Raw genomic sequence first — 20,288 nt, 5'->3', positions numbered from 1 at the left:
CCTCAGGCGGCGACGGCCTTCGCGAGATCGGCTGCGAGATCGCCTCGTTCGGCGACGCGGACGGCATCGAGGCCCAGCCAGCGTGCAGTGGCGCCCAGCCGTTCCGCGAGCGCGTGTGCGACGGCCACCGGATCGCGTCCCGGTTCGGCGAAGGCCGACTTCACGTGCAGGACACCGCTCCGGCGGTCGCTGGACAGGTCGACCCGCGCGACGAGTTCGCCGTCCATGAGGAACGGGCAGACGTAGTAGCCGTGCACGCGCGCGGCCTCGGGCGTGTAGATCTCGAGGCGATAGCGGAATCCGAAGATCCGTTCGGCACGTGGACGAAAGAACACGAGCGGATCGAACGGGCTGAGCAGCGCCGTGCCCGACGCGATCCGTGGCCGTTTCGCGTCGTGATGGAGATAGGCGGGGCGGTCCCAGCCCTCGACCTCGACGGGGGCGAGGACGCCGGCGTCGACGAGTTCGGCGACCGCGCGGCGTGAGACGGCCGCCGGAAGCCGGAAGTAGTCGCGCAGATCGGGCTCCGTCGCGATGCCCAGCGCTCGTGCGGAGCGCTCCACGAGCGCGCGGATCGCATCGGGCTCGTCGACTCGTCGCGCGAGCACCTCGGCGGGGACGACGCGCTCGGCGAGATCGTAGTGACGGACGAATCCGACGCGGCGATCGACGGCGAGCGCTCCCGACGCGAACAGTGCCTCGCAGGCGACCTTCGTCTCGCTCGGATCCCACCACGGCCCGACGTTCTCGCGTGCGGCGATACCGAGCGCCGCCTCGATCTCGGCCGCGCTCGCCGCTCCGGTCTCCGTCACGACGTCGAGCACGTCGCGCATGAGCGCCGCACGCTGCGCCGCGTCCTCTCGGCGGCCACGCCACCGGCCGAAGCGGTATTCCTCGCGCCGCCACGCGAACAGCGGCCAGTCCTCGATCCGCACGAACGCGGCCTCGTGCGCCCAGTACTCGACGAGCATGCGCGGGCGGCGGGAATCGTGTGACCACGCCGCGGAGTCGAGGAGCGAGCGGTCGTAGTGGCCGACGCGGCTGAACAACGGCATGTAGTGCGCGCGGACGAACGCGGAGACGGAGTCGATCTGGACGACCGAGATCCGGTCGACCACCGAGGCCAGGGTTCGGCGCGTCACCGCCTTCGGCGACGCGTCCGTCCGGACTCCGCCGAAGCTGCGGCCGTCGAGTCCCTGTGCGGCGACGGCGATCCGGCGCGCCGCAGCGGCCCCGATCGCGCTCATGCGAGCGTCGCGGCGAGGGTGCCACCGAGCTCGGTGCACGCGTCGCGCCCCGCGGCATCGACCGAGGTCAGTTCGAGGATCTCGGCCGCCTGCGACAGTTCGAGACCTGCGGTGATCGACTGCACGGCCCGCACGGCACCGGCGGTGTCGTTGTTGCCGTGGACCCACAGCCCGTAGGGGCGGCCCGCCACCGCACCGAGCACCGGGTAGTACGTCGTGTCGAAGAAGTGCTTGAGTGCGCCCGACATGTAGCCGAAGTTCGCGGAGGTGCCGAAGAGATAGCCGTCGGCGCCCAGCACGTCGGTGATCGTCGCCGAGAGGGCAGGCCGCACCTGCACGTCGACACCCTCGATGTCGGGATGACGGGCGCCCGCCAGAACCGCTTCGAGCAGCTCACGCGTGCCGGGCGAGGGGGTGTGGTGCACCACGAGCAGAGTCGTCACGACCCCGACCCTAGGCGCAGCCGCCGACAGGACGGGACCGGACGGGCCATCAGGCTCGACGTTCGTGGCGTTCCAGCGCGACCGCGCGGCGCATCGTCTCGCGCGCACGCGAACGATCCCCGGCGTAGTCGTAGGCTCGCGCGAGCCGATACGAGTTCCGCCAGTTGTCCGGGTCGGCCTCCCATTCGGCCTTGACCTCCGCGAACATCGCATCGGCGGCGTCGCGGTCGATCCGCCCCGACGGCATCCGCGGCATGCCCTCGACGCCGAGTTCGAGGCCCTCGTCGCGCGCACGCTCCGCGAGATGCTGGTGCGCGAATCCGGCGCGCAACGTGGTGGCGACGATCCAGAGCCCGATGATCGGCAGGATGAGGACACCGATGCCGAGACCGACGGGCACGACACCGCCCTGCCCGATGAGCGCGATGCCACGCTGACCGAGCAGGAAGAAGTAGAACAGCAGGATCGCGACGAGGACCGCGATGATCGCGACGACGCGAACGACCGGATTCCTCACAGGTCGAGAAGCGGGTCGAGGCCCACGGTCAGCCCGGGACGTGCCGCGATCTCGCGGACACCGAGCAGGACACCCGGCGCGAACGACATGCGATCCATCGAATCGTGCCGGATCGTGAGGGTCTCCCCCTCCGTCCCGAGCAGGACCTCCTGGTGCGCGATCAGGCCCGCGAGGCGGACCGAATGCACGCGCACTCCGTCGACGCTCGCACCGCGCGCACCGTCGAGTTCGGCGGTCGTGGCGTCCGGGCTCTCGCCGACGCCGGCCTCACGCCGCGCCTGCGCGATGAGCCCGGCGGTGCGGTACGCGGTGCCGGACGGCGCATCGGCCTTGTGCGGATGGTGGAGTTCGATCACCTCGACCGACTCGTAGAAGCGTGCGGCCGCCGCGGCGAACCGCATCGACAGCACTGCGCCGATAGCGAAGTTCGGTGCCACGAGGACACCGACCTGCGGGGCGTCGGCGAGGAGCCCGCGCAGCGTCTCGAGCCGATCCTCGTCGAAACCCGTGGTGCCGACGACGGCGTGGATACCGTGCTCGACGACGAAACGGAGGTTGTCCATGACGACGTCGGGATGCGTGAAGTCGATGACGACCTGCGCCTGCGTGGCGACGAGGGTGTCGAGCGCGTCGTCCTTGTCGATCCGCGCGACCAGTTCGAGGTCGGCGGCGGCCTCGACGGCGTCGCACATGGCGCGCCCGACCTTCCCGCGTGCACCGAGAACACCGACCCTGATCGGCTCGCTCACCTTCGACACTCCGATTCCTCGTGGATGCAGGCTCGTTCGGACGGGGGATCCGTCGCTTCGAGACTACGCACCGGCACCCTCACCGGGCGCGGCGGGATCAGGACGCGAGATCGCGGACGGCGGGCGGAAGATCGCGCACCCGACGGTACGGCCCGACGACGACGGCGCCGTACGGCCTGCGCAGCAGGCTTCGGGCGACGTCGCGGACGTCCTCGGGCGTGACGCGGTCGATCGCGGCGAGGGTGTCGTCGACGGTGGTGTGCGTGCCGTAGACGAGTTCGTGCCGCCCGATGCGGTTCATCCTCGACGCCGAGTCCTCGAGGCCGAGGACGAGATTGCCGCGGAGCGAGCCCTTCGCCCGCGCGCACTCGGCGTCGGTGACGCCGCCCGAGGCGACGCTCGCGAGCACCTCGCGGACGACGGCGGCGACGTCGGGCAGGTTCTCGGGCTGGCAGCCCGCGTACACCGAGAACGATCCGGTGTCGGCGTACGTGTCGACGCCCGAGTAGACCGAGTACGCGAGCCCCCGCCGCTCCCGGACCTCCTGGAACAGCCGCGAACTGAGGCCGCCGCCGACCGCGGTGCTGAGGACGTCGAGCGGCCATCGGCGCGGATCGTGGCGCCCGAACGCACGGACACCGAGCGTGAGGTGCGCCTGTTCGCTGTCGCGTTCGACGACGTCGACCGCCGGGCTCTCGCGGAAGCGGGCACGCCCGGAACGCCGGGACGCCGGGGACCCCGCACCGTCGCGACCGGCGAAGCGCCGCGACGCCAACTCGACGACGTCCGCGTGGTCGACGTTCCCCGCGACGGCCACGACGGTGCGTTCGGGCGTGTAGCGGCGGCGATGGAACGAGTGGAGCTGGTTGCGCGTCATGTCGCTCACGGAATCGATCGTCCCGATGACGGGCCGGCCGACCGGGTGATCACCGAACAGCGCGGTGGAGAAGACGTCTCCCGCGAGGTCCTCGGGATCGTCGTCGCGCATCGCGATCTCCTCGAGCACGACCTGTCGTTCGAGGTCGACGTCGCTCGTGCGGCACGACCCGTTGAGCACGACGTCGGACACGACGTCGAGCCCGAGCGCGAGATCGGAGTCGAGCACGTGCGCGTAGAAGCACGTGTACTCCTTGGAGGTGAACGCGTTGAGCTCGCCTCCGACACCGTCGACGAGCTGGGCGATGTCGAGCGCGGTGCGTTCGGGAGTGGCCTTGAACAGCAGATGTTCGAGGAAGTGGGCAGCACCCGCGACGGTGGGGTGCTCGTCGCGCGACCCGACGCCGACCCACACTCCGACCGACGCCGAGCGGACGCCGGGCACGAACTCGGTGACGACACGCACACCGTTCGCGAGCAATGTGCGGTGAACGCCGGTGGCCGGCGACGAAACTGAAGAAGACGTCCTGGTCATGGCAACGGCCCACTCTACACGCGCGCGCCGGCACCACCGGCGGCGCTACGGACACGGCGCCGTCGCCGGGCGAGCACCGACCCACCGAGGAGCCGCGAATGAACACGCCGGGCGAGACTGCGCGGCCGGACGAGACGACGGGGCCGTACGCGACGGTGAGCGAGACCCACACGTCGGTGCTGTTCTTCGTCGCCGATCGCGTACACAAACTCAAGAAGCCGCTCGACCTGGGGTTCCTCGATCACCGCGAGCGCAGCGCCCGGGAGCGCGCGTGCCACCGCGAGGTCGAGCTGAATCGGCGGCTCGCGCCCGACGTGTATCTCGGTGTCGAGGATCTTCTCGGCCCGGACGGCGCACCCACCGACCATCTCGTCGCGATGCGGCTGCTGCCGGCGTCCCGGCGGCTCTCGACGCTCGTGCGCGCCGGTACGGACGTCACCGGGATCGTCACCGACATCGCACGGCGGATCGCGGGCCTGCACGCCCGCTCGCCGCGCTCGGACGCCGTCGACGAGCGTGGGAGCGCCGACGCCCTCGACGCGCTGTGGCGCGACAATCTCGATCACCTCGACTCGCTCGCGCTGGGCGACGACGTCGCGCGGCGATCGCACGAGATCCGCTCGCTCGCAGCGCAGTTCCTCGCGGGCCGCGGGCCGCTGTTCGAGTGGCGTGTCGCCGACGGGCGCGCGGTCGACGGGCACGGCGACCTCATGGCCGACGACATCTTCGCCCTGCCCGACGGCGCGAGGATCATCGACTGCCTCGAGTTCGACGACGCGCTGCGCTGCGGCGACGCGATGATGGACGTCGCTTTCCTCGTGATGGATCTCGATCGGCTCGGCGATCGGCGTGCGGCACGGGTCCTCGTCGACACGTACTGCGCCGAGACGGGCGATCCGTGTCCCACCGCGCTCGTCCACCACTTCGTCGCGTACCGGGCGGTCGTGCGCGCGAAGGTGTGGGCGCTGCGGCACCTGCAGGGTGACGAGCCGGCGCGGGCGGCCGCGATCGACCGGCTCGATCTCGCTCTCGATCATCTCGCGCGCGCCCGGCCCCGGCTCGTCCTCGTCGGCGGGGCGTCGGGCTCGGGCAAGTCGACGACGGCACGCGCTGTGGGTGCACTGCTCGACGCCCCCGTGCTGCGGTCCGACGTCGTGCGCAAGGAGATCCTCGCTCCCGGTGCCGACCCGTACACGCCCGACCGGCTCGCGGCGACGTATCGGGAACTGGTGCGCCGCGGCGCCGAGGAGCTCGCGTCGGGCCGCTCGGTGGTCCTCGACGCGACGTGGCTCGATCCGGCCGAACGGCACGCGGCGGTCGCCGCGGCGCACCGCACGCAGGCCGAGATCGTGCAGGTCGAGTGCGTCGCCGAGCCCGCCGTCCTCCACGAACGCATCGCACGGCGCAGCGCGGCGGGCGACGATCCGTCCGACGCGACGGGCGCCGTCCTCGACGAGCAACTACGGACGCGCGCGCCGTGGCCGGAGGCGGCACCGTTCGACACCGGCGTCACCGATCCTCGGGACGGACTCGACGAGGCGTGGTGGTGCGAGGTCCTCGGCCCGCTGCCGTGGGCGCGGCAGCCCCTCTCCCTGCCGGGCGAGTCCCTGCCGGGCGAGAGCGTCAGCCGACCGTCGCCCGCAGGACCGCGACGAGGTCGTCGCGACGACGGCGGGTGACGGTGGCCGCGCCACGTGACCGCCCGCCGCGGGCACCACCGCGCGTCCGGACGGCCCGCGGCGAGGCGTGAACGCGTTCCGCCGCGATCTCGACGCGCAGCCCTTCCCGCTCCAGGAGCCCGGTCGCGTGCTCGATCTCGGCCCTGCCGACGCGCGCGAGCAGCAGGACACCGTGGGGTTCGAGCAGTTCCGGCGCCTGACGGCAGATGCGTTCGACCAGATCGCGGTCGGCCGCCGCGCACACGCGGTGCGCTTCGGGCGTGGCCGCGTACCGCGCGGTCCTCGGGGGATCCGCGACGACGAGATCGAATCGCTGCGCCTTGACGGGTTCGGTCAGATCACCGCGCACCACCCGGACGGACTGGCCGCCGAGTTTCGCGTTGATCCAGGTCGTCGCGGCCGCGAGGGGCGATGCGTCGATCGCCGTCACCCAGCCGGCTCCCGCGGAGCTCGCCCGCAGGGTCACCGCTCCCGCACCGCTGCACAGGTCGAGCACCCGTGTGCCCGGCCCGAGTTCGTGTGCTTCGAGTACTTCCGTGAGCAGCCACGTCGCGTGCTCGGGGCGTGAGACGCCCGGCATTCTCACCATGGGTATCCGGAACACTGCTGGGCCTCCTCTCGTGCACTGCCGCCAACCGTGTCCGCCTCGGCGCGCGTCCGCCTCGGCGCTGCATGCCCGGTGAAACCTTCCCACCGGGATCTTCTTCGCGGTCGTGACTTCCCCGACACGAGCCAGGACCCCGTCTATCTCCTGTTGCGGCGATCTCCTGTTGCGGCGATCTCCTGTTGCGGCGAGCGCGACGCGTCACCCTCGCCTGGGCACCAGAGTGACGCGGCCACCCCGCTCACGGCAACATGCCGCGCCAGTGTTCACGACATGTTCCCCTGCGGTGTAGCGCATATCACACGGAGGGGGACGGGATACGGCGAGGCCCCCGCACCGGGAACGGTGCGGGGGCCTCGCTCAGGTCCGAACTCGGAAGACCGAGGTCACTCCGCGTCGGCGGCGGGCGCCTCGTCCGCGGCACCGGCGGCGGAATCCTCCTCCACCGGGACCAGGGAGATCTTGCCGCGGTTGTCGATGTCGGCGATCTCGACGCGGATCTTCGATCCGACGCTCACGACGTCCTCGACCTTCGCGATGCGCTTGCCGCCACCGAGCTTGCTGATGTGCACGAGGCCGTCGCGGCCCGGCAGCAGCGACACGAACGCACCGAAGGCGGTCGTCTTGACGACGGTGCCGAGGAACCGCTCGCCGACCTTGGGCAGCTGCGGGTTCGCGATCGCGTTGATCTTGTCGATCGCGGCCTGCGCCGAAGGGCCGTCGGACGCACCGACGTAGACCGTGCCGTCGTCCTCGATCGAGATGTTCGCGCCGGTCTCCTCGGTGATCGAGTTGATCATCTTGCCCTTGGGGCCGATGACCTCGCCGATCTTGTCGACGGGCACCTTGATCGCGGTGATCCGCGGTGCGTACGGGCTCATCTCGTCGGGTCCGTCGATGGCCTCGGCCATGACCTCGAGGATCGTGAGCCGCGCGTCCTTCGCCTGCGTCAGCGCGCCGGCGAGCACCGACGACGGGATGCCGTCGAGCTTGGTGTCGAGCTGGAGCGCCGTCACGAAGTCCTTCGTGCCCGCGACCTTGAAGTCCATGTCGCCGAAGGCGTCCTCGGCACCGAGGATGTCGGTGAGCGCGACGTAGCGCGTCTCGCCCTCGACCTGATCGGAGATGAGGCCCATCGCGATACCCGCGACGGGGGCCTTGAGCGGCACACCGGCGTTGTACAGCGACAGCGTCGACGCACAGACCGAGCCCATCGAGGTCGAGCCGTTGGACGACAGCGCCTCGGAGACCTGGCGGATCGCGTACGGGAACTCCTCGACGCTCGGCAGCACCGGCACGAGCGCACGCTCGGCGAGCGCGCCGTGGCCGATCTCGCGACGCTTCGGCGAGCCGACACGGCCCGTCTCACCGGTCGAGTACGGCGGGAAGTTGTAGTGGTGCATGTAGCGCTTGCTCGTCTCGGGGCCGAGCGAGTCGATCTGCTGCGCCATCTTCGTCATGTCGAGCGTCGTGACGCCGAGGATCTGCGTCTCGCCACGCTCGAACAGCGCGCTGCCGTGCGCACGCGGGACGATCGCGACCTCGGCGGAGAGCGACCGGATGTCGGTGATGCCGCGTCCGTCGATACGGAACTGGTCGCGCAGGATGCGCTGGCGGACGAGCTTCTTGGTCAGCGAGCGGAACGCCGCGCCGATCTCCTTCTCGCGGCCCGCGAACGACTCCTCGAGCGCGAGAAGGACCTCGCCCTTGATCTCGTCGGTACGGTCGTCGCGCTCCTGCTTGCCGGCGATCGTGAGCGCCTCCGACAGCTTGTCGGCAGCGACCTTCTCGACGGCCTCGTACGCATCGGGTCCGTACGCGGGGAACAGCGGGAACTCGCCGGTCGGCTTCGCGGCCTTCGACGCGAGCGCTGCCTGCGCGGTGCAGAGCCGTGCGATGAACGGCTTGGCGGCCTCGAGGCCTTCGGCGACGATCGTCTCGGTCGGCGCCTGCGCGCCACCCTCGACGAGCTCGATGACCTTCTCGGTTGCCTCGGCCTCGACCATCATGATCGCGACGTCGGCGTCGTCACCCGAACCGGAGACGATGCGGCCGGCGACGACCATGTCGAAGACGGCGTTCTCGAGCTGCTCGACCGTCGGGAACGCGACCCACTGGCCGGCCTTGTTCTCCTCGGAGGTGATGAGCGCGACGCGCACACCGCCCACGGGGCCGGAGAAGGGAAGGCCCGCGATCTGCGTCGACGCGGACGCCGCGTTGATCGCGACGACGTCGTAGAGGTCCTTGGGATCGAGGCTCATCACGGTGACGACGACCTGGATCTCGTTGCGGAGGCCGTCGACGAACGACGGGCGCAGCGGCCGGTCGATGAGGCGGCAGGTGAGGATCGCGTCGGTCGACGGGCGGCCTTCGCGACGGAAGAACGAGCCGGGGATGCGGCCCGCGGCGTACATCCGCTCCTCGACGTCCACCGTGAGGGGGAAGAAGTCGAAGTGCTCCTTGGGTGCCTTGCTCGCGCTCGTCGCGGAGAGCAGCATCGTCTCGTCGTCGAGGTAGGCGACGACCGAGCCTGCGGCCTGCTGTGCGAGGCGACCGGCCTCGAATCGGATGGTGCGGGTGCCGTACGAACCGTTGTCGATCACGGCGGTGGACTCGAACACGCCCTCGTCGATCTCGGCGACTGCGGGGGTTTGTGTCATGCTTCGTCTTTTCTCTTCGTCTTCTCGTTGCATCGTCTTGTCGGTGGCACGTGCTCGTGCCGCGTGTGCTCGCCACTCGGGCGGCGCGGGCACGCGGAGCCGCGTGCCGTGAGATCCCGGGGGGTCCGCCGAAGGGGCGGTACTCCTGCCCGGCGGTCATCGATCGAAGCTGCCGGATGCGTGTCGCGTCGCGGCAGCCACTACCGAGGACCGACCGATCGCAGAAGCGGACCTCGCGCGGAACGTGCTAGAGCACGTCCCCGGTGCCGAACACTACCAGTTGGTATGCGAACGGCGGCACACCTCGGCGCCGCGCGTGTGGCTGCACGGCCGTGCCCACCGCAGACGACGATGCCCGCCCGCCGAACGGCGGACGGGCATCGGGTCGCGCTCGTCCGGAGACGATCGCGTGAGGTCAGCGACGCAGACCCAGGCGCTCGATGAGCGAGCGGTACCGGTTGATGTCGACCTTCTGCACGTACTTGAGCAGACGGCGACGGCGACCGACGAGCAGCAGCAGGCCACGACGCGAGTGGTGGTCGTGCTTGTGGATCTTGAGGTGCTCGGTCAGATCGGTGATCCGCTTGGTGAGCAGGGCGACCTGAGCCTCGGGCGAACCCGTGTCGGTCTCGTGGAGCCCGTACTCCGTGAGGATCTGCTTCTTCTGATCGGTGGTCAGTGCCACGTCATCACTCCTGATGGTTACGTCCGCGTGCGAGGAACGGGCCCGCCCCGGGCCGACCGGGAGAGCGTGCCCCGGTGTGGCCACCGCGAACCGCAGCACACACCGACGGACCAGTCTAGCAGCGCGGCGAGGACGACCCGCCCGCGCGTACCGTCAGCCGCCCGCGAGCAACTCGCGCGTGCGCGTCGCGTCGCGTCCCATCTCCTCGACGAGGGCGTCCACGCTGTCGAACTTCTCCATCCCACGCAGCCGCTCGACGAAATCGACGGCGACGTGCTGGCCGTAGAGGTCGGCCTCGTGGTCGAGGACGTACGCCTCGACCGTGCGGGCCCGCCCGGAGAAGGTGGGGTTGGTCCCGACCGATACGGCGGCGGCGTACCGGCGCCCCGGCACGACGGTGCCGATCTCGGCGCCGGGCCCGAGCACCGTGAACCACGTCGCATACACGCCGTCCGCCGGAATCGCCGCGTGCATGGGCGGCGCGACGTTCGCGGTCGGGTAGCCGAGATCGCGCCCGCGGCCGTCACCGTGCACCACGACGCCCTCGACGCGGTGCGGCCGGCCCAGCGCCTCGGCCGCCGCGCGCACGTCGCCGGCGTCGACGCAGGCGCGGATGTAGGTCGACGAGAACGTGACGTCCTGCGCCGAGAGCGCGCTGTGCTCGGACACGAGGTTGACGCCGTCGACGGTGAAGCCGAAGCGCGCTCCGAACTCGCGGAGCATCGGGACGGTGCCGAGGGCCTTCTTGCCGAACGTGAAGTTCTCCCCCACGACGACCTCGGTCACGTGCAGGCGCTCGACGAGGATCTGGTGGGCGTAGGCCTCGGGGGTGAGCTTCATGAAATCCGGGGTGAACGGCATGACGCAGAAGACGTCGACGCCCAGTTCCTCGACGAGTTCCGCGCGCCGCGCGAGCGTCGTCAGCTGCGGCGGGTGGGTGCCGGGCCGCACGACCTCCATCGGATGCGGGTCGAAGGTCATGAGGACGGTGGGAAGGCCGCGTCTGCGTCCTGCCTCGACCGCGCGGCGCACGAGCTGCTCGTGACCGCGGTGGACGCCGTCGAACACGCCGATGGTCAGTACGCACCGACCCCAATCGGCTGGAACCTCGTCGAGACCACGCCACCTCAGCACGGGGGAAGCCTACGTCGCACGACCCGTGCGGTCACATGCACCCGCCGCGACGCGCTGACATAGGCTCGTGGACGTGACTGCGTACAAGGACGGCGAGACCGGGCGGAGCGTGGGCGAGTCCGCTCCCGCGACCGCGGCGTCGGCCGATTCGCTCTCGTCCGTCGCGCAGGACTACCTCAAGGTCATCTGGACGGTGCAGGAGTGGAGTCACGAACGCGTCTCCACCAAACTGCTCTCCGAGAAGATGGGGGTGTCCGCCTCCACCGTCTCCGAGGCGATCCGCAAGCTCGCCGATCAGGGGCTCGTCGACCACGCCCGGTACGGCTCGATCGCGCTCACCGACGCGGGCGTCCTCGCCGCGATCGGCATGGTCCGCCGGCACCGGCTGCTCGAGACCTTCCTCGTGGAGGAACTCGGCTACGGGTGGGACGAGGTCCACGACGAGGCCGAGGTGCTCGAGCACGCGGTCTCGGATCTGCTCGTGTCGCGGATCGACGCGAAGCTCGGTCATCCGGCGCGTGATCCGCACGGCGATCCGATTCCCCGGAGCGACGGCACGATTCCCACTCCCCCGGCGCGTCAGCTCAGCGATTTCGGCAACGGCGAACGCGGCCGAATCGCGCGGATCTCCGACGCGGACCCGGCGATGCTCCGGTACTTCGATTCGGTGGGCGTGAGCCTCGACGTCACCGTCGAGGTGCTCGAACGACGCGATTTCGCGGGCACCATCTCGATCCGGCTCGGCTCGTCCGCCGACGCCGTCGATCTGGGAACCCCTGCGGCAGAAGCGATCTGGCTCGTCTGAGCGCTCGACTCAGCGCAGCGTCGCGGGGCGCACCACCATCACCGAACTCGCACGCTTGCCGCGTTCCTCGATCAGCGCGATCGTCGTGCCGTCCGGTGCGATCGCCGCGTGGACGCCCTTGCGCCCGATCGGCTCGAGCCAGCGCCCCTGACTGATCGACTCCGCCTCGTCCGCCGAGATCTCGCGGTGCGGGAACGCGACCCGCGCGGCTTCGTCGATGTCGAGGCTCACCCGCGGATCGTCGGCGAGGCCGCCCAGCGTCAGGGCGTGATCGAGCGAGAACGGCCCGACCCGGGTGCGGCGCAGCGCGGTCAGGTGACCGCCGACGCCGAGGTCGGCGCCCAGATCACGGGCGAGCGCGCGCACGTACGTCCCCGACGAGCATTCGACCTCGACGTCCAGATCCACGAACTGGCCCTCGTCGCGCCGCGCGGTCACCTCGAAACGGTCGATCCGCACGCGGCGCGGTTCGAGTGCGACGTCGTGTCCCTCACGGACCAGGGCGTGCGCCCGACGGCCGTCGACCTTGATCGCGCTGACCGACGACGGGATCTGGTCGATCTCGCCGGTCGACGCCGCGATGCGGTCGGCGATCTCGGCGTCGGTGACGTGCGAGGCGTCCGCAGCCGAGACGGTCTCGCCCTCCGCGTCGTCCGTCGTCGTCGCCGCACCGAGCCGGATCGTCGCGGAGTACGCCTTCGTGGTGAGCGAGAGCAGACCCAGCATCTTGGTGGCCCGTTCGACGCCGAGCACGAGCACACCGGTCGCCATCGGATCGAGCGTCCCGGCATGACCCACCTTGCGGGTGTTCAGCAGCTTGCGGACGCGGGCGACGACGTCGTGGCTCGTCATGGCCGGCGGCTTGTCGACGACGAGCAGGCCCGCTCCGTCCAGACCGGACCGTGGGGTTCGGCCGGACGCGGGGGGTCCGTCATGCTCGTCGCTCACGTGATTCGCGCTCACGTGATTCGATTGTGCCAGCCCGCCGGGGCCCGTCCTCACGAGACCGCGATGGCGGTGAGGATCAGGCCGTCCGCCGCGAGCCAGCGCCCGGTGAACTCCGTGAGCGGCGCGCCGCCGTCGACGGTCTCACCACTCACGAGCAGCCGTGAGCGGAAGCGTCCGGTCACGGCGCCGTCGGCGCTGTCCGCGTCCCGCTCGAAGGTGATGTCGGCGTCCTCGAAACCGAGCCACCTGTTCGTGAGCGGGAACCACGCCTTGTACGTCGCCTCCTTCGCGCAGAACAGCAACCGATCCCAGTGCACGGTGTCGTCCGCGGCCGCGAGACGCTCGCGCTCCTCCGGCAGGCTCACGTGCCCGAGAACGCCCTCGGGCAGCGGGGCCCCCGGCTCCGCGTCGATACCGAGGGATCGCATCGCCATCGCGTACGCGAGCACGGCGCCGCGGTAGCCGTCGCAGTGCGTGAGCGACCCGACCAGGCCGCGCGGCCACACCGGTGCGCCCTTGTCGCCCTTGAGGATCGGGCCCTCCTCGACCCCGAGTGTGCGCATCGCGGTCCGGGCGCAGTGCCGGGCACCGACGAACTCGCGCTTGCGCTTGTCGACGGCGCGCGCGACGAGCGGCGCCTCCTGCGGGTGCGGTGCGAGACCCGGCGGGTCCTCGAACAGCTCGGCCGCGGCGACACCACCGGGAAGAATCCGCTCGATCACGACCGCGATCTCCGTTCCCGAACCTTGGCACGCATCTCCTCGGCCTCGGCCTCCTGCTCGGCCGTGACCGCGAAGTGCCCGCCCCACTTGTTCAGAGCGCCCGGCGGATACTCGGGCACCGGCAGGATCGTCCGGAGCAGCTCGTCCGGCAGCCCGCGCCGCTGCCATTCGCGCGGGTAGCCGAGCGAGACCTCCTCGAACCGCACGCCGTCGTACCAGGTCGTGCGCGGGATGTGCAGGTGCCCGTAGACCGAGCACACCGCGTTGTAGCGGACGTGCCAGTCGGCGGTCGCCTCGGTGCCGCACCACAGCGCGAACTCCGGGTACCACAGCACGTGCGTGGGCTCACGGACGAGCGGAAAGTGATTGACGAGAACGGTTCTCGTGCCGGGCGCGAGTGCGTCGAGCCGCGCGGCCGTGTACTCGATCCGGGCGCGGCACCAGGCGTCACGCGTCGCGTACGGTTCGCTGGCGAGCAGGAACTCGTCGGTCGCGACGACGCCGCGCTCCCGCGCGATCTCGAGCCCGCTCGCCTTGTCCGTCGCGCCGTCCGGCAGGAACGAGTAGTCGTAGAGCAGGAACATCGGGACGACGGTGACCGGCCCCAGTGTGGGGTCGTTCCACACCGGATACGGATCCTCCGGGGTCACGACGCCGAGCTCCCGGCACATCGCGACGAGGTGGTCGTATCGCGCGAGGCCGTGCATCTGCACGGGGTCCTTCGCCGTCGTCCACAACTCGTGGTTCCCGGGCACCCACAGCACCTTCGCGAAGCGCTGCGTCAGCACCTCGAGCGACCAGCGGATGTCGTCGGACCGTTCGGCGACGTCTCCCGCCAGGATCAGCCAGTCGTCGGGTGAGTGCGGATGCAGCCGCTCGGTCATCTCGCGGTTGCCGCGATGACCGACGTGGGTGTCGCTGATCGCCAGCAGTCTCGCCGTCACGTCGCCATCCTTCCATTCGTGCGCCCGCCGATCTCGGCGCCCTCGATCGACCAGCGATTCGAACGGAACCGCCACACGACCGCCACCATCCGTAGCACGACGAACAGCGTGAGGCCGCTCCAGATTCCGACGAGCCCCCACCCGAAGGCCAGCGACAGCCAGATCAGCGGGAGGAAACCCGTGATCGCGCACAGCAGCGTCGCGTTGCGCAGGAACTTCACGTCGCCCGCGCCGAGCAGCACGCCGTCGAGCGCGAACACGATGCCCGCGATCGGCATGATCGCGACGAAGAACCACCATGCGCTGTCCATCTGGTCCAGCACGCCGTCGTCGCTCGTGAACAACCGCGGTATCACCGTGTATCCGGCCGCGAACAGCGCGGCGAGGCCGGCACCGAAGATCGCCGACCACACCGTGACGCGGCGTGCGATCCGGCGCGCCGAGCCCGCGTGCCGGCTGCCGAGTGCGGCACCGACGAGGGTCTGCGCCGCGATCGCGAGCGAGTCCAGCATGAGCGTCACGAGGTTCCACAGCTGCAGGACCACCTGGTGCGCCGCGACCGACGCCGCACCGAACCGCGAGGCGACGGCGGCGGCCGACAGGAAGCACGCCTGGAACGCGAGGCTGCGGGCGACGAGATCGCGGCCCATCACCGCCTGCGCCTTCATGACCGCGAGATCCGGTCGCAGCGGGACACGTTCGCGCGCGAGAGCCACGACGAAGAGCACAGCGGTGAGGGACTGGCCGATCACGTTCGCAATGGCGGAGCCCTCGAGCCCGAGTTCGGGTGTGCCCCACATGCCGTGGACGAGCACGGGGCACAGCAGCGCCGACAGCCCGAGCCCCGCGATCACGAAGCGCAGTGGGCGCACGGTGTTCTGCACCCCGCGCATCCACCCGTTTCCCGCCATCGAGACGAGCACGAGCGGTGCACCGACGATCGCGATCCGCAGCCACGACTCCGCCGACGCCGCGATACCCGAATCGCCCGCGAGCACCCCGACGACCGGACCGGCCACGAACTGGGCGAGCACGACGATGACGAGCCCGACGGCCACGGCGAGCCACGTCGCCTGGACGCCCTCGCCCACGGCACCGGCGCGGTCCCCGGAGCCGTGGCGCCGCGACGCCCGGGCGGTCGTGCCGTAGGACAGGAACGTCAGCTGCGTCGTCACCTGGGCGAGTACCAGCCCGCCGACGGCGAGCCCGGCGAGATCGAGCGCGCCGAGGCGGCCGACGACGGCCGTGTCGAACAGCAGATAGAGCGGCTCGGCGGCCAGGACGCCGAGCGCCGGGAACGCGAGCGCGAAGATCGTCCGGGCCGACACGTCACCGGACACCGGACGCACCGGCTCAGTCAAGCGCGGCCACCAGCTCGTCGACGAGATCGTCCGCCGCTGCCGTGCTGGTGTAGCCGGCGGCGCGCTTGTGACCGCCGCCGCCGAGCCGCGACGCGACGGCGGACACGTCGACCGAGGACTTCGAGCGCAACGACACCGCCCACGTGCCGTCGGCCGCCTCCTTGAACACCGCCGCGACCTCGGCCTCCTGCGTCGTGCGGACGATGTCGACGACCGACTCGATCTCCTCGGGGCGCAGCCCCGCCGAGTCCGCCGCACGGACGAGCGCCGTCACCACGCCTCGGCCGCCCGCGGCAGCCGGATGGAGGGTCGCCGTCGCGAGAACGGCCGAGAGCATCGGGAGCCAGCCGAACGGGTGCGTGTCGAGCAGGGTGCGCGCCATCGCCGCGGCATCGACCCCCGTCGCGATGAGCCGCTCCGCGAGCGCGTGACTCCCCGGCGCGACCCACCGGAACGACCCGGTGTCGGTGACGAGCCCCGCATAGAGGCACGTCGCGATCTCGGCGTCGATGTCGACACCCCACGCGTCGAACACCTCGACCAGGACGGCCGTCGTCGATTCGGCTCTCGGGACGACGAGATTCGCGTCCGCGAAGCGCGTGTTGGACAGATGGTGATCGACGACGAGCGACGTGCGGGCGCCGTCGAGGCGATCCGCGAGACGGCCGAGCCGTGCCGCGCTCCCCGCATCGACCGCGACGACGAGATCGTCACTGCTCGGGACGTCCGACGGCGGGACGAGCAGGTGCCGTCCCGGAAGCGACGACATCGACTCGGGTAGCGCGTCGGGCGCCGCGAACGCCACCCGCACGGGAACGCCTCGCCGCTCGAACGCGAGTCCGAGGGCGAGGCCGCTTCCGATCGTGTCGGCATCGGGGTTGACGTGGCACAGCACCGTCACCGACGTCGCGGCGTCGAGCGACGCGACCGCGCCGGCCACGTCGACGTCGCGTGCCGTGCCGGTCATGGACGACGTCCGGTCGGTCACCGGGGGCGGCGCGCGTGCGCGTCCTCGTCGGCGCCGCCGGCAGCCGTCTCGTCGCTCGCGTCGTCGACGTCCGCGTCGTCGCCGTCACGCGGTTCGCGGTACGGATCGGCGTCGCCTGCGGGCTGCGCCGCCGCTGCCGCACGGGCGACCTCGTCGTCCGCGGCACGAGCCTTCGCGAGCAGCTCCTCCATGTGCCGTGCAGCGTCCGGGACGGTGTCCTCGACGAACGTCAGCGTCGGGGTGAACCGAACCCCGGTTCCCGCACCGACTTTCGAGCGGAGCACGCCCTTCGCCTTCTCGAGTCCCGCAGCGGCCGCCTCGCGGTCGGGCGGGCTGTCGAGATCGACGCCGCGCACGGTGTAGTACACCGTCGCGTCGTGCAGATCGTTGGTGACGCGGGTGTCGGTCACCGTCACGTATGCGAGCCGCGGGTCCTTGATCTCGTGATCGATGGCACTCGCGACGATCGTTCCGATGCGCTTCGCGAGCCTGCGCGCGCGGGCCGGATCAGCCATGACCGGAAGTCCTCTCCCTCACCGGCCGGGCGCTGCCCGGCCACCATCCCTGCTTGTGTGTGGACCGTTCAGTCCTCGGGCCCGAAGACCCGCCGCCGGACGGCGAGCAACTGCAACTCCGGCCGTTCCGCCACGTGCCGCTCGCACGTGTCGAGCACCTCGTGGAGGTGATCGACCCCGGAACTCGCGAGCACGACACCGAGCATCGACCGCCGATAACGCTCCTGTTCGCCCGTCTCGGCCGCCGAGACGCCGAAGCGTCGCAACTCGGCGAGCACGGGTTTGACGAGCGCGCGCTTCTCCTTGAGCGAGCGGACGTCACCGAGCAGAATGTCGAGCTCGAGTGCCCCGACGTACACCAGACCGTCCTCCTTCACGCGTTTCTCGCCTGCCCCGGTGGTATTCATTCCGGGGCAGGCGAGCACCTTACGCGATCAGTCGCGCGGCTTCTCGCGCAGTTCGTACGCCTCGATGACGTCGCCGACCTTGATGTCGGAGTACGAGATGGTCAGACCGCACTCGTACCCGTCGCGCACCTCGGTGACGTCGTCCTTCTCGCGACGCAGCGACTGGATCGTGGTCGTCTCGGCCACGACGGCGTTGTCGCGCAGCAACCGTGCCTTGGCGTTGCGGCGGATCGAACCGGACGTGACGAGGCAGCCCGCGATGTTGCCGACCTTGGACGACTTGAAGATCGCCCGAATCTCGGCGCGGCCGAGCTCGACCTCTTCGTAGACCGGCTTGAGCATGCCCTTGAGGGCCTTCTCGACCTCGTCGATCGCCTGGTAGATGACCGAGTAGTACCGGATGTCGACGCCCTCGCGGTTCGCCAGCTCCGTCGCCTTGCCCTCCGAGCGGACGTTGAAGCCGATGATGACGGCGTTCGACGCGGCGGCGAGGTTGACGTTGGTCTCGGTGACACCACCGACACCGCGGTCGATGACCCGCAGCTGCACCTCGTCGTCGATCTCGATCCCGAGGAGCGCCTCTTCGAGCGCCTCGACGGTGCCCGAGTTATCGCCCTTGAGGATGAGGTTGAGCTGGCTGTGCTCCTTGAGCGCCGAATCCAGATCCTCGAGGCTGATCCGCTTGCGGCTCTTCGCCGCCAGTGCGTTCCGCTTGCGCGCGTTGCGGCGGTCGGCGATCTGGCGGGCGATGCGGTCCTCGTCCACGACGAGGAGGTTGTCGCCTGCACCCGGCACCGACGTGAAGCCGACGACCTGGACGGGCCGCGACGGCAGCGCCTCGGAGACGTCCTCGCCGTACTCGTCGATCATGCGACGGACACGGCCGTAGGCGTCGCCCGCGACGATCGAGTCGCCGACGCGGAGCGTGCCGCGCTGGATGAGCACGGTCGCCACCGGGCCGCGGCCGCGGTCGAGGTGCGCCTCGATCGCGACGCCCTGGGCGTCCATGTCGGGGTTGGCACGCAGGTCGAGCGACGCGTCCGCCGTCAGCAGCACCGCTTCGAGCAGCTGCTCGATGTTGAGCCCCTGCTTCGCGGAGATGTCGACGAACATCGTGTCGCCGCCGTACTCCTCGGGCACGAGACCGTACTCGGTCAGCTGGCCACGGATCTTGTCCGGTGCCGCGCCTTCCTTGTCGATCTTGTTGACCGCGACCACGATCGGGACGTCGGCGGCCTGGGCGTGGTTGATCGCCTCGACCGTCTGCGGCATCACGCCGTCGTCCGCCGCGACCACGAGGATCGCGATGTCGGTCGACTTCGCACCACGGGCACGCATGGCGGTGAACGCCTCGTGACCCGGGGTGTCGATGAACGTGATGAGCCGCTCTTCGCCGTTGAGATCGGTCGGCACCTGGTACGCACCGATGTGCTGCGTGATGCCGCCGGCCTCGCCCTCGCGGACGTTCTCCTTACGGATGGTGTCGAGCAGTCGCGTCTTGCCGTGGTCGACGTGGCCCATGACGGTGACCACCGGCGGACGTGCCGCGAGGTCCTCGTCGTCGCCCTCGTCCTCGCCGTAGGTGAGGTCGAAGCTCTCGAGCAGCTCGCGATCCTCGTCCTCCGGGCTGACGACCTGGACGACGTAGTTCATCTCGCCGCCGAGTAGCTCGAGCGTCTCGTCGTTGACCGACTGCGTCGCCGTCACCATCTCGCCGAGGTTGAACAGCGCCTGCACGAGTGCGGCGGGGTTCGCGTCGATCTTCTCGGCGAAGTCGGAGAGCGATGCGCCGCGAGCGAGCCGGATGGTCTCGCCGTTGCCGCGCGGCAGCCGAACGCCGCCGACGGCGGGCGCCTGCATCGAATCGTATTCCTGACGCTTCTGCCGCTTCGACTTGCGACCGCGACGCGGTGCTCCGCCGGGACGACCGAACGCGCCTGCCGCGCCACCGCGCTGACCGGGACGACCGCCGCCGCCACCGGGACGACCGCGGAAGCCACCGCCCGCGGGTGCACCGGGAGCGCCGCCACCGCCGCCGCGGTAGCCACCGCCACCGCCGCCACCGGGACGTCCACCGGGGCCGCCGCCGGGGCGACCGGGACGACCACCGGGCGCGGGACGTGCCGCACGCTGCGGCATCGCACCCGGGCTCGGACGCGGGGGCATCGAGTTGGGGCTGGGCCGGGGGCCACCCTGACTGGGGGCCGGACGGGGACCGCCCTGGCCCGGTGCGGGACGGGGGCCGCCCTGGCCGGGAGCCGGACGGGGACCGCCCTGACCGGGTGCGGGACGCGGTCCGCCCTGACCGGGACGCGGCGCACCAGGGCGCGGCGCGGGGCCGGGCCGGGGCGCGGGGCGTTCCGCCGGAGCGGCCGTCGAGTACGGGTTGTTGCCGACGCGCGGCGGCTTGGGGCCGGGGCGCGGGGCCGCCGGCTTCGGGCCGGGTGCCGGGGCGTTCGTGCGTGCCGC

The 20,288-nt window shown here is 70.9% G+C and carries 19 protein-coding genes; 2 read left to right on the top strand and 17 right to left on the bottom strand.

Going from position 1 to position 20,288, the window contains the following annotated elements:
• Positions 1 to 2: 2 nt before the first annotated feature.
• From RR1_RS17855 to RR1_RS17835, 5 genes are all read right to left on the bottom strand, one after another.
• On the bottom strand, positions 3 to 1,247 hold the full coding sequence (locus RR1_RS17855; RefSeq protein WP_010837607.1) for a winged helix-turn-helix domain-containing protein: 1,245 nt from the start codon (positions 1,245 to 1,247) through the stop codon (positions 3 to 5).
• Positions 1,244 to 1,690 (bottom strand): flavodoxin family protein, encoded by a 447-nt coding sequence (locus RR1_RS17850; RefSeq protein WP_010837606.1) that lies wholly within the window; start codon positions 1,688 to 1,690, stop codon positions 1,244 to 1,246. The genes RR1_RS17855 and RR1_RS17850 overlap by 4 nt, the downstream gene beginning before the upstream one ends.
• Before the next feature lie 49 nt (positions 1,691 to 1,739).
• On the bottom strand, positions 1,740 to 2,207 hold the full coding sequence (locus RR1_RS17845; protein ID WP_010837605.1) for a hypothetical protein: 468 nt from the start codon (positions 2,205 to 2,207) through the stop codon (positions 1,740 to 1,742).
• Positions 2,204 to 2,956, bottom strand: a complete 753-nt coding sequence (dapB, locus tag RR1_RS17840; protein ID WP_040772619.1) for a 4-hydroxy-tetrahydrodipicolinate reductase — start codon at positions 2,954 to 2,956, stop codon at positions 2,204 to 2,206. The genes RR1_RS17845 and dapB overlap by 4 nt, the downstream gene beginning before the upstream one ends.
• Positions 2,957 to 3,053: 97 nt before the next feature.
• Positions 3,054 to 4,367: a M16 family metallopeptidase gene (locus RR1_RS17835; RefSeq protein ID WP_010837603.1), complete on the bottom strand. Its 1,314-nt coding sequence runs from the start codon at positions 4,365 to 4,367 to the stop codon at positions 3,054 to 3,056.
• A gap of 98 nt (positions 4,368 to 4,465) precedes the next feature.
• Between RR1_RS17835 and RR1_RS17830 the strand changes: the two genes are divergently transcribed.
• A complete protein-coding gene (locus RR1_RS17830; protein ID WP_010837602.1) occupies positions 4,466 to 6,046 on the top strand; it encodes a bifunctional aminoglycoside phosphotransferase/ATP-binding protein in 1,581 nt (526 codons plus the stop codon).
• Here the strand turns inward: RR1_RS17830 and RR1_RS17825 are convergent.
• From RR1_RS17825 to RR1_RS17810, 4 genes are all read right to left on the bottom strand, one after another.
• Positions 5,991 to 6,650 carry a methyltransferase gene (locus RR1_RS17825; protein ID WP_143153911.1) on the bottom strand — a complete coding sequence of 220 codons (660 nt, stop codon included), beginning with the start codon at positions 6,648 to 6,650 and terminating at the stop codon, positions 5,991 to 5,993. The genes RR1_RS17830 and RR1_RS17825 overlap by 56 nt on opposite strands.
• Before the next feature lie 386 nt (positions 6,651 to 7,036).
• Positions 7,037 to 9,310, bottom strand: coding sequence for a polyribonucleotide nucleotidyltransferase (locus RR1_RS17820; protein WP_040772594.1), 2,274 nt, complete (start codon positions 9,308 to 9,310; stop codon positions 7,037 to 7,039).
• Between the two features lie 415 nt (positions 9,311 to 9,725).
• Entirely contained in the window at positions 9,726 to 9,995 is a 270-nt protein-coding gene (gene rpsO, locus RR1_RS17815; RefSeq protein WP_010837599.1) for a 30S ribosomal protein S15, read from the bottom strand.
• A gap of 153 nt (positions 9,996 to 10,148) precedes the next feature.
• Positions 10,149 to 11,129: a bifunctional riboflavin kinase/FAD synthetase gene (locus tag RR1_RS17810; RefSeq protein ID WP_010837598.1), complete on the bottom strand. Its 981-nt coding sequence runs from the start codon at positions 11,127 to 11,129 to the stop codon at positions 10,149 to 10,151.
• 109 nt (positions 11,130 to 11,238) lie between these two features.
• Between RR1_RS17810 and RR1_RS17805 the strand changes: the two genes are divergently transcribed.
• Positions 11,239 to 11,934: a metal-dependent transcriptional regulator gene (locus tag RR1_RS17805; RefSeq protein WP_143153913.1), complete on the top strand. Its 696-nt coding sequence runs from the start codon at positions 11,239 to 11,241 to the stop codon at positions 11,932 to 11,934.
• A gap of 9 nt (positions 11,935 to 11,943) precedes the next feature.
• Here the strand turns inward: RR1_RS17805 and truB are convergent, their stop codons facing one another.
• From truB to infB, 8 genes are all read right to left on the bottom strand, one after another.
• Positions 11,944 to 12,882, bottom strand: coding sequence for a tRNA pseudouridine(55) synthase TruB (gene truB / locus RR1_RS17800; RefSeq protein WP_010837596.1), 939 nt, complete (start codon positions 12,880 to 12,882; stop codon positions 11,944 to 11,946).
• Positions 12,883 to 12,932: 50 nt separating this feature from the next.
• Positions 12,933 to 13,604, bottom strand: a complete 672-nt coding sequence (gene npt / locus RR1_RS17795) for a 4'-phosphopantetheinyl transferase Npt (RefSeq protein ID WP_010837595.1) — start codon at positions 13,602 to 13,604, stop codon at positions 12,933 to 12,935.
• Complete coding sequence (locus RR1_RS22965; RefSeq protein WP_010837594.1) at positions 13,601 to 14,548, bottom strand: metallophosphoesterase family protein; 948 nt, start codon at positions 14,546 to 14,548, stop codon at positions 13,601 to 13,603. Before RR1_RS22965 ends, npt begins: the two co-directional genes overlap by 4 nt.
• Positions 14,545 to 15,909 (bottom strand): MATE family efflux transporter, encoded by a 1,365-nt coding sequence (locus RR1_RS17785; RefSeq protein ID WP_051111105.1) that lies wholly within the window; start codon positions 15,907 to 15,909, stop codon positions 14,545 to 14,547. Before RR1_RS17785 ends, RR1_RS22965 begins: the two co-directional genes overlap by 4 nt.
• A complete protein-coding gene (locus RR1_RS17780) occupies positions 15,902 to 16,876 on the bottom strand; it encodes a DHH family phosphoesterase (RefSeq protein WP_040772612.1) in 975 nt (324 codons plus the stop codon). Before RR1_RS17780 ends, RR1_RS17785 begins: the two co-directional genes overlap by 8 nt.
• 17 nt (positions 16,877 to 16,893) lie before the next feature.
• Positions 16,894 to 17,412: a 30S ribosome-binding factor RbfA gene (rbfA, locus tag RR1_RS17775; protein WP_010837591.1), complete on the bottom strand. Its 519-nt coding sequence runs from the start codon at positions 17,410 to 17,412 to the stop codon at positions 16,894 to 16,896.
• A gap of 68 nt (positions 17,413 to 17,480) precedes the next feature.
• Positions 17,481 to 17,771, bottom strand: coding sequence for a DUF503 domain-containing protein (locus RR1_RS17770; RefSeq protein ID WP_040772611.1), 291 nt, complete (start codon positions 17,769 to 17,771; stop codon positions 17,481 to 17,483).
• Positions 17,772 to 17,846: 75 nt separating this feature from the next.
• A partial coding sequence (infB, locus tag RR1_RS17765) for a translation initiation factor IF-2 (RefSeq protein WP_072713731.1) occupies positions 17,847 to 20,288 on the bottom strand: 2,442 nt, incomplete at its 5' end.

It is taken from the genome of Rhodococcus rhodnii NBRC 100604, assembly GCF_001894925.1.
GTDB lineage: Bacteria > Actinomycetota > Actinomycetes > Mycobacteriales > Mycobacteriaceae > Rhodococcus_F > Rhodococcus_F rhodnii.
Note: the sequence above shows the minus strand (reverse complement) of the source record. Positions and strands in the feature narration are given on the sequence as shown.